We start from the raw sequence: 9,818 nt of genomic DNA, 5'->3' as shown, positions 1-9,818 counted from the left end.
GGACCGGGCGGCTGATGCGGCAGCCCGACGTTCGCCGGGCCGCCGTAGCCACCGCCGTTACCCGGGCCGTGCATGGGACCGCCGGGCGGCGAGAAGTTGTTCGGCCGCTTCTTCTTCCTCACAAGCACGACCACGAGACCGACTACCAGCAGCACAAACGCGGCGAAGCCTCCTCCGATGAGGGGGAGGTTCAAGCTGTACGCATCGGGATCGACATAGTCGAGGTCGGGATGAGGGGATGCAGAGGCCGAAGGATCAGATCCGGGCTCATTAGGCACCTTCAGCGGGCCGTTCTTCGGCCCAGCCGGAATGTCACTGTCCAGCGCAGCGAACGGCTGGATGTATCCGTACCCGTACTTCTCGTCGGGAAGCGAGATGTCCTTCGCCGAAGGAGGCAAGCCCGCAGTTTCCACTAGCCGATTGACAATCTGTCCGGCAGTCAGATCTGGAAACTTTGCTCGCAGCAACGCTGCTGCGGCAGACACATGTGCGGCAGCCCCGGAGGTTCCTGTCCCCTTGCGGTACGGGAAGGAAGCGGTTCCACCTCCGGCCGAAACAATACCGACACCCGGCGCGGTAAGCATCAACTTGGGGCCATAGTTTGACTTTTCCCAAACCTCACCGTTACTGGCTACAGCTCCCACTGAGACAACGCCCGGATAACTCGCAGGGTACTCTTCCCCTTCAGGGCCGCGCCCCTCATTACCTGCAGCAGCGACTACCAATACGTCCTTCTCGAAGGCATAGGCTACCGCTTGCGCCTCCGCCTCCGAGCTATCAGGGCTCCCTTGGGAGATGTTGATTACTGAAGCGCCCTTGTCGACGGCGTACCGAATGGCTGCGACAGTCTGGTCACCTGTCCCGTCGGTGGCAAGAGGAAGGATCTTCGCCTCCGGGGCCAGGCCCACGACACCTGATGAGTTCCCCGGTCCATGTCCGTGGCCTGCAATGATTGCAGCCATGCTCGTGCCGTGACCCTTCCCAGCGCGCAGCTCACCTTCACCTCCGTCCAGGAACGATCGCCCTGGGAGCAGGTTGCGTCGAAGGTCTTGATGCTGCGCATCCACACCGTCGTCGATCACCGCGACAGTGACGCCTGCACCCTTCGAAATGTTCCAGATCGCGTTGGCGTCAAACGCCTTCAGCGGCCACTGGTCCTCCCGGACCTGATCGGCCACAGCCGCCGGCGGGGCACCAAAGAGCAGTGCTCCAGCAAGCACCATGCCGCCCACCACACGCAGTGCGTGAGGGAAGCCCATGCCTCATCACCTTTCCCTGGGACGTGGTCCACAGCCCGCGGGCTGTGGACCACGTCTTGAGATCTGCTGCCACCGGAAGGTGGCACAGGACTACTCAATCACGCGGGGCGCGACGTTCCGCTTCGTAGTCCAGGTCTCTTCGTCTTCCACCAAGTAGTCGGGACGGTCCTTGCGGTTCTTGTCCTCATTGCCCGCAGCGCCACGGGCTCCGGGCGCGCCCATCATGCCCGCGCCACGGCTCGTCCCGCCCTTACCGGCCTGGGAGCCGCCGCGACTGCGGTGGAGGCCGGAACCTCCTTGGGCACCGGCACCGGGCTTGCCGGCAGCACCGACAACTCCACCCCGCGTCTTCGCAAGCGCGCCACGGCCTGAGCCCCCGCCCTTGCCAACACCACCAGCGCCGGCGCCAGCTCCACCCATGCCAGGCATGCCGCCCATTCGGCCAGCGCCACCAACGCGGCCGCCCGCACCACCGATTCGGCTGCCGGCTCCACGGGCAGCACCGGCACCGCCGATCCCGCCGGGCATGGCACCAGTCCCGCTTGCTCCGGCACCGGTCCCTGCACCACCGACACCGCCGCCGAGCCCCGCGCCGCTCAGGCCCGCACCGCCACCGCCGAGGCCCGTACTGTTGGGTGATACGCCGTTGAGGCCAGTACCGACCTGAGAGATCGGGCTATTGACCCCGCTCGGACCGTTGATTCCGGTTCCCGGCTTGTTCGTGCCAACTCCCCCAGTGATGCCGTCCGGGCGCTGGCTGCCGATTCCGCTGGGCGGGGTGAATCCCGGCCCGTTGGGACCTGTCGCGCCGGGGCGAAGGCCGGCGGGTTTGACTGCGGCACCGCCTGGAGGGAGCACAGCTGGCACTGGAGCAATGCCGCCTGGGCTGCCGGGGTACCCGTCCTCATTGTCTAGGTCCTTCTTACGCTTCTGCCACGTTCCCATTGCCTTTGCCTGGGAGTTGTATGCGGAACCGAGTCGCTCCATGTAGACAGCGACCTCGAGCTGCCACTCCTTCTTCAGCGAGAGCGAGCCCGCGTTGCGCTGTAGGGCCTGTTCTGTGCTCATACCAGCGGCGAGGTCGCGCTTAAGACCCGAGTCGTCTCGTTTACCGTCCGCGAGCTTGTCGGCAGCTGACTCCAGATCGCCGGGCTCCTCCATGCTCTCAACCTTGGCCTTGATGTCTTTCAAGACCGTACCGACGTTTTGCATCGCGAGATGGGTGTAGCGAGCGTACTCGGAGGCGTCAAAGAGCTTCTTCCGGATCTTCTCTGCTTCCTCCTTGAACCTATCCGCCGCATCACCCTGCCAGTCGTTGAGGACCTTTTTGACGGCAGTCGTGAAATCCTTGTGGATACCACCAGTTCCGCCGCCCTTGGAACTGCCTACGAGGAGGATGCAGAGATCCTCCCATCCCTTGGCCACGTTCAGGACCTCAGTCGGGTTCGCTGCCCCCACCATGGCCTTCATCGTGCTCACATCGAGGTTGGCGAAGTTCGTTGTGTGCTTCTCGTTGAAGCACTGCTGCGGCGGAATGTAGTTGTGATACTCGTACTCAGAGCCGCCCGGCAGAGACTTGTTACCGGCCATGGATGCGCTCCCCCTTGTTCTTCTCTACCAACCGTCGAGCCCGCTCAGTCCTTGACTTCGTCATCGGCCCCTCATCGCACCAACGATGTCGGCGTCCTGGTCCTGGTAGGCGCCGTGCGCGCGCTTCGTCTTCTTGCCGTACTGGTCCATGACCTCGTTGAGGTGCTCGACGATCTCCTCGATGTGACGCTTCATCACAGCGTGGGCCTTTGTCATCTTGTCGGCTTCGGCGAAATTGACGCCGTTCGCAGCGGTTCCGAGAGCTGTGGGGGAGAGTGTCGTCTTGTACTTGGCACTCGAGTCCGCCCCTGCGAGCTGCTTCAGGATTCCGTTGAGGTCCTTGACGACCTGCTCCAGCGAGCTGAGATCGACGCGGTACGCCTCGCTTTTAGCCATGAGTGGCCTCCCCGTGAAGATGGTGTGCGGTTTTGCGGCGCCAGTCGCGGAGGGCGACGGAGGTGCCGATGACGATGGCGACGCCCATCACGCCGCCGGTGAAGATGTACAGGCCGTAGCGGACGCGGCGTTCCTGGGGGGTTTCGCCGAGGATCAGCGGCGCCGGGAGGATGTTGTCGGCGTTGACGCCGGCGAGTTCCGTCTTGTCGGGTTCGGGTTCGCCCGTGGGGGGTTCGTCGTCGTCCGTCATGGCGGCGACGGGGTCGACGACGCCCCAGCCGACGTTCTGGTCCCGGTCCGGGCGGACGCGGTCGGCGGTGCGCTGGAGGTGCCAGATGACCTGTTCGTACGTCCACTTGGGGTGTTTGGAGCGGACGAGGGCGGCGACGCCGGCGGCGTAGGGCGCGGCGAAGCTGGTGCCGTGGTCGACGCAGTGTCCTCCGATGGGGACGGTGGAGACCATGTCGACGCCGGGTGCGGCGAGGTCGACGAAGGAACCGGGTTGGGAGAACGCGGCGCGTTCGTTGTTGCGGTCCGAGGCGGCGACGCCGAGGACGCCGTCGATGGAGGCCGGGTAGGTGTCCTTCGCGGCGCCGGAAGCGCCGTCGTTGCCGGCGGAGGAGACGACGAGGATGTCGGCGGCCTGCGCCCGTTCGATGGCCTTGTGGAGTGCGGAGTTCGGGGGCAGGCGCATGCTGGTGCCCTGCGAGATGTTGATGATCTGGACCTCGCGGGCGATGGCGATGTCGATGGCCTCGATGAGGCCCCTGACCACGCCGCCCTTCTCCGGGTCGTTCTGCCGGATGGGCAGGATCTTGGCGGCCGGGGCGATGCCGACGAAGCCGGTGCCCCTGGCGGGGCGGGCGGCGATGATGCCGGCGACCTTGGTGCCGTGGCCGGCGGTGTCGGCGGTGCCGTCGCCCTTCTTATCGACGACGTCGGCGCCCTTGACGAGGGCGCCCTTCAGCTGCGGGTGGGAGCGGTTGACGCCGCTGTCGATGACGGCGACGGTGACGTTCTCGCCCCGGGTGTCCTCCCACATCTGGTCGAGCAGCAGACGCTGGAGGGACCAGGGGGTGCCGGTTATCGGGTCGGCGGGGAAGTTGCACTGGCCGTTGTTGAGCGGGACGCCGACCTCTCCGTCGGGAGCGTCGGGGGCGTCGGGGCCGTCGTCGGCGAGGGCGGAGGTGGCGGGCCCGCAGACGAGGCCGAACGCGCACAGCGCGACGGCGGCCCTGCGGGCGGCGCGGCGCCAGCGGCCGGTTCGGTGTCGTTGGTCGCGGTGTGCCACGGTCTTATCCGCTCTTCCCCGGTGCTGGACCGATGTGCTGCTTCCCGCGGGGCCGCGGGAGGTGGTGGTTCGGACTGCCCTGACGTGGCCCGGGCCCGGTGGAGCGGGCCCGGGTCTACGGACGGGTGGGCGGACGCACTCTCCAAGCGCGCCCGCCCTGTGGTGTACCTGCGCACGTGCCGTCCGCGGGCGGCACGTGGTGGACTCGCTCGGCGAGTCTCAGTTCCAGATGCCGGCGTTCTTCTGCTCGGTGGCCTCGTAGTTCTGGGCGGCCGTGTCGAGGGCCTTGGAGATGGCGAGGAGGGTGGCGTGCAGCGAGGCGGCGCGCTTGTCCCACTCCTGCTGCCGGGTCTGGTAGCCCTCCTTGGCGGAGCCCTCCCAGCTCTGGGCGATGCGCTTGACGCCGCTCTCGAGGTCGTCGAGCTGCGACTTGATGTTGCCCGCGGTGGTGCGGACGTCGGTGGCGGCCTGCTGGATCGTCTGGAAGTTGACGAGGATCTGGCCCGACATGGTGTCTCCTCGGGGAGTCGGTGAGGTGGGTCGGCTTCGGTGAGCCGTGGTGGACCGGAGAGGTCACCCGCCCGCGTGAGCGGTGCGGGAGGAGGGTCACCCGAAGGGGGACGCCTCGGCGCCGGCCTTGGTCACGATCTGCCGCTGCTCCTCTTCGGAGGCCACGTAGTTCTTGGTGGTGGCGTCGATCGCTTCCTTGATCTCGGCCAGGACCTGGTTCAGCTTGGTGGCGTCCGTGTTCACCTGCGACTGCATGGTGTTGAAGGAGGTCGCCGCCGCGCCCTTCCAACCACCGGTGATCGTGTCGACCACGGTCTGGAGGCGCTTGATCTCACCCTGGATCGAGCTACTGACGTTGGAGATCTTGTTGCTGAACGCAACCATCTCCTCCTCAGTTGTCGTAAACCTACCGCTCATAGTCAACGTCCCCCATGAGACTCGCACCTTGCCCGCCGGGTGCCTTCCGGCGCCCCGCGGTCGGCACCACCTTGTTGGTGCCTAAAGCCACTGTAACCACTGGCTCTGACACTCCCAATGACGGGCCGCGGTTTGTGACCTGTTCACTACAGACTCCAACTGCTCGTGGAGGCAAGTGATTTGGGCGCGGGAATTACACATCGGGAAGGAAGGGGATGATTCGGACGGCGCCGGTGGGGGGTGAATGTCCACCGGCGCCGGGCGGCGTGCGGGTCAGCTTCCCTGTGGCTGGCGTGCGGCCTCGGTGTTGAGGGACGGGCCGGCGGAGAGCAGGCGGGACCACTCCCTGGGGACCAGCGGCGGGGCGGCGATGTCGCCGTAGCCGAGCCGGATCTGGGCCTTGTTCTGTTCGTTGTCGGCGCTGCCGGAGGTGTCCGCGCTGTCGTTGTTGACCTGCACGGAGTACCGCAGCCCGGTGTCGGTGACGAGGAAGAGCGAACCGTCCTTCGCCTTGCCTGTCACCTCCTTGTAGAGCAGCCCGCTGCCGGGGGTGACGTAGGTGCTGCCGCTGCCGTCCACGATCGGCGCGGGGTAGCGGCGGCCGGCCCAGGTGGACATCTCCCGGACGTCGGTCTCCGTGCCGAGGCCGGGGATGGTGCGGTTGCCGCCGTAGTAGACGCTGCACACCACGCGGCGCCCGTCGGACTGCTCGTGGGTGTTGGCGCGGGAGGTCTCCTCCCGGGGCCACGGCACCTGCTGGCCGTTCAGTTCGCCCATGAAGCGCGGCTGGTCGACGGTGATGCTGGCGAGCGGGAGCTTGACGGGCTCGGGGGCCTCGTTCTGGTAGACCGCGCCGCCGACCGGGCCCTCCAGCAGCAGCTTGGCGACAAACGGCGAGACGGGTGCGACGCCGTCGTCGAGTACGACGTAGTACTCGCCGTTCGCCTCGATGATCTTGCCGTTGGTGCGGTGCTCGGTGGGCACGCCGGTGGTGGCGGAGGGCTGGCCGGCGTCCTTGACGGGCGGGAAGAAGAGCGGGAGGGGGCTCTTGATGAGGGTGCTCATCCACTCCTCGCTGACCGCCTGGGGTGCGGTCTCCTGGCCGAAGAGGATGCCGCGCAGCAGCCCGTCGAGACGCTGCTGCTCGCGGCGGTCGACGTTCTGGCGCAGCATCCGCTCGGGGAACGCGGCGTCGAGCTGGTGGGCGACCCCGAGGTGGTCGACGAGCCATTCGGCGCCGTCGGGGTCCTTGACGTAGAGGGAGCCGCGCTTGTTCAGCCGACCCTTGCCTGCGTCGGTGACCTTGGCGCGCTGCTCGTCCTTGTTCGCGAAGACAAAGAGGCCGCGCTGGACGCGGGAGTCGGCGCCGCCGCCGGGCTGCTCGCACAGCGCCCAGGTCTTCTTCGCCGCGGCGTCCTCCGGCTCGGGCAGCCGGTCGGGGGCGTAGGGGATGCCGATGGTGGGGCCGTGCGGAGGCGCGCCGTCGCCGTCGAGAACGGATTCCTTGACCTTGACGACCTCGAACTTCGAGGGGTCGAGCAGGAGTCGGGCGGAGGCGAGATTCAGTACGGGGTGCAGGAGCTTCTTCGCATTGCCCCGCTCGTCCTTTTCCTTTGAGTTGAGAACGACGTACCGGGTCGTCGACTTGTCGCCGACGATGACCTTTTCACCGGGGTTGTTCCAGCCGGCCGGCGCGGCCGGTTTGATCAGTCCGCAGCCGCCGAAGCCCACGACGATCAACAGGCCCAGCACGGCCGTCGGTACGACCGTTCGCACCGGACGCGGGGCGCTCTCGACGGAACCGTTGGGCAGCGGTTTGAGGAATGCGGCAACTGTGCGCTTGCGCGCGAAGTTGTAGGCATTGAGCTCGTCCCGGCGTGATGCCATGGTTGCGTTGACTCCCCGTGTGCCAGTTCCATCTGCGACCGTCTCCCGGCTACCGCCGGCGCGGCCTCTACTATGCCGTGTGATGATCGGTCCGTACGGTCCGGGTGTCGAGTAGCCGGAACCAGTCGATGCGGCGGTCGCTATGCGAGGCGCCGAGCAGTAGAGGAGCACGCCGGGGGATGTCCAGCGCCACCAGGTCCCGACGCCGCAGCCGCCGGCAGGATCCGTCCCGAGGCGGTCCCGCGGCGCCGCCTCCCGCCGCCGCGCCACCGGGGGGTGACGGCCGGCGCCGTGCGTCCGCGCCCGTGACGCCCCGACTGCGTTCGCGCAGTGGGGGGTTCGGCGCGGTGCGGGTGCGGCAGCTTGTGCTGGTGGAGATCGCGCTGGCCCTTGTGCTGGTGGGTCTGGCCGTGCACATGCTGCTGGCCGTGGCGATGGCGGTGGTCGCCGTACTGCTGCTGGTGGCGGCGCTGGGTCGGTGGCGGCGGGTGCCGCTGCCGGACTGGTTCGCCACCGTGCGGGCCATGAAGCGGCGCAGGGCGTCGATCGTGCCGGTGCCGCCGGGCGTGGAGTCGGCGTTCACTCCGGTGGTGGAGTGCGACCCGAGCCTGCGCACCTACGAGTACATGGACCGGGAGCAGCGCGCGGTCGGCTTTGTCGGCGACGGCACGTTCCTGACGGCGCTGGTGCAGGTGGAGGCGCCGGACGAGCCGCTGCGGCCGGTGCGGGGCAGCCGCCCGGTACCGCTGCACCTGCTGCACTCGGCGCTGCAGATCGAGGACATCCGGCTGGAGTCCGCGCAGTTCGTTCAGTACAGCCAGCCGGCGCCGGCGCCGCACCTGCCTCCGCAGGCCGTCGCGGCGGTCTCCTACGGGCCGCTGCAGGCGCGTACCGGGACGCCGGCCGTGCAGATGACGTGGATCGCCCTGAAGCTTGATCCGGAGCTGTGTCCGGAGGCGGTGGAGGCACGCGGAGGCGGACTCGGCGGCGCGCAGCGGTCGCTGCTGCGCGCGGCCGACCAGTTGGTGAGCCGGCTGAGCGGATACGGGCTGGAGGCCCGCGTGTTGGAGGAGCGCGAGGTGGTGGCCGCGCTAGGTGTCGCGGTGTGCGCCAGCCCGCGCGCCAACGTCGCGGCCGGGCGCGACAACCAGAGTCGGCGCCGCACGGAGGAGACGGCGCGCGCCTGGCGGTGCGACGACCGGTGGCACTCCTCCTACTGGGTGCGGTCGTGGCCGCAACTCGGCGCGGGCGCGACGCAGTTGGCGGACCTGGCGCGGCTGCTGTCGGGCGGCCGGGCGATGGCGAGCGTGTTCAGCCTGACGGCCGGCCACGGCACGCACAGCGCCCCCGCGCTCACCGGCCACGTCCGGCTCTGCGCGCGCAGCGACAACGAACTCGCTGCGGCCCAGCAGGAGTTGGAGCAGCGTGCGCGTTCGGCGAAGGCCGGCCTGGTCCGGCTGGACCGGGAGCAGCTGCCCGGTCTGCTGGCCACGCTTCCCCTCGGAGGTACCCGCTGATGTCCACGCCCGTCTACCCGCAGCGTCCCGCCTGGACCGGCCAGGACACCTGGACGGCCCGCCCGGGCCGGCCGAGCCATCTGCCCACGCCGGAGGGCGACTCGGCGACGTCGGCCGGTCCGGCGCGGCGCGCGCAGCCCGGGTTCGGGCTGCGCGGCCCGCGTGCCGGTCGCCATCTGCTGCCAGCGGACGTGCTCGGGGAGTTGAGCCTGCCGGTCGGTGACGACGGCATCGTGATCGGCGTCGACCCGCAGAACCAGCCGGCGGTGGTCAGCCTGCTGCGTCCGAAGCCGCTCGACGTGCTGCTGGTGGGCAGTGTGTGGATCGCCCAGCTGCTGGCGCTGCGTGCGGTCGCGGTGGGCGCGCGGGTCGCGGTGGAGACCGCGCGTGCCCCGGTGTGGACGCAGATGGCGCAGGCCGCCGGTGGCGGACAGCAGTGCGTGTCGGTGCACGACGTGCGGCAGATCGCGCCTCAGGGCCCGTCGATCTCCAGCCCGGTGCTGGTGATGCGGGACTGCGGTGCCCAGCCGCCGCGCAACCAGCTCGCGCCGAGCCCCTGGCAGGGCGTGGTGACGCTGCTGCCGTTCCTCGGGCCGCGCGCGCCACGGCTGTTGAACCGGGCGGACCTCGTCGGCCTCCAGCGGCTGTCCCCGCAGGAGACGGAGGTGGTGGCGCGGGTCATGCGGCTGCCTCGGCAGGTCGCGGCCACGCTGCCCACCCTCAGCGACAACGCGATGCTCTGGTGCACCCGCAACCACCAGCAGTTCGTGCTCACCGAGCCCACGGACGCCGAGACGGGACTGCTCGGCGCGCCCCGGCGCATCGACTGACGCCTCGGCTGAGGACGGGCGCCGGCGGTGACGTTGACCCGGCGGCGGGGGACGGGCTTCACTGGGAGGTTCGGTCGTACCGCCGGGTCACTTCGTTCGGAACGGGGCCGTGGGCGAGCAC

At 68.8% G+C, this 9,818-nt stretch carries 9 protein-coding genes; 2 read left to right on the top strand and 7 right to left on the bottom strand.

Going from position 1 to position 9,818, the window contains the following annotated elements:
* The 7 genes from GL263_RS14570 to GL263_RS14540 form a co-directional block, all read right to left on the bottom strand.
* Positions 1-1,259, bottom strand: a 1,259-nt coding sequence (locus tag GL263_RS14570; protein WP_182856130.1) for a S8 family serine peptidase, incomplete at its 3' end; no start/stop codon positions are given.
* Between the two features lie 90 nt (positions 1,260-1,349).
* The gene (locus GL263_RS14565) at positions 1,350-2,849 is read right to left on the bottom strand and encodes a WXG100 family type VII secretion target (RefSeq protein WP_182856129.1); all 1,500 of its coding nucleotides are present in this window, start codon (positions 2,847-2,849) and stop codon (positions 1,350-1,352) included.
* 60 nt (positions 2,850-2,909) lie between these two features.
* On the bottom strand, positions 2,910-3,245 hold the full coding sequence (locus GL263_RS14560; protein WP_182856128.1) for a hypothetical protein: 336 nt from the start codon (positions 3,243-3,245) through the stop codon (positions 2,910-2,912).
* The gene (mycP, locus tag GL263_RS14555; protein ID WP_182856127.1) at positions 3,238-4,536 is read right to left on the bottom strand and encodes a type VII secretion-associated serine protease mycosin; all 1,299 of its coding nucleotides are present in this window, start codon (positions 4,534-4,536) and stop codon (positions 3,238-3,240) included. The genes GL263_RS14560 and mycP overlap by 8 nt, the downstream gene beginning before the upstream one ends.
* Before the next feature lie 219 nt (positions 4,537-4,755).
* Positions 4,756-5,046: a WXG100 family type VII secretion target gene (locus GL263_RS14550; RefSeq protein ID WP_182856126.1), complete on the bottom strand. Its 291-nt coding sequence runs from the start codon at positions 5,044-5,046 to the stop codon at positions 4,756-4,758.
* A gap of 96 nt (positions 5,047-5,142) precedes the next feature.
* Positions 5,143-5,463 carry a WXG100 family type VII secretion target gene (locus GL263_RS14545; protein ID WP_182856125.1) on the bottom strand — a complete coding sequence of 107 codons (321 nt, stop codon included), beginning with the start codon at positions 5,461-5,463 and terminating at the stop codon, positions 5,143-5,145.
* Positions 5,464-5,736: 273 nt separating this feature from the next.
* Entirely contained in the window at positions 5,737-7,350 is a 1,614-nt protein-coding gene (locus GL263_RS14540; RefSeq protein WP_182856124.1) for a type VII secretion protein EccB, read from the bottom strand.
* Between the two features lie 305 nt (positions 7,351-7,655).
* Here GL263_RS14540 and eccE point away from each other — a divergent pair, with 305 nt between their 5' ends.
* On the top strand, positions 7,656-8,867 hold the full coding sequence (eccE, locus tag GL263_RS14535; protein ID WP_323379398.1) for a type VII secretion protein EccE: 1,212 nt from the start codon (positions 7,656-7,658) through the stop codon (positions 8,865-8,867).
* Positions 8,867-9,697, top strand: coding sequence for a hypothetical protein (locus GL263_RS14530; RefSeq protein WP_228456509.1), 831 nt, complete (start codon positions 8,867-8,869; stop codon positions 9,695-9,697). The genes eccE and GL263_RS14530 overlap by 1 nt, the downstream gene beginning before the upstream one ends.
* Positions 9,698-9,818: the final 121 nt, after the last annotated feature.

Source organism: Streptomyces durbertensis (assembly GCF_014156695.1).
Classification (GTDB): domain Bacteria; phylum Actinomycetota; class Actinomycetes; order Streptomycetales; family Streptomycetaceae; genus Streptomyces; species Streptomyces durbertensis.
Note: the sequence above shows the minus strand (reverse complement) of the source record. Positions and strands in the feature narration are given on the sequence as shown.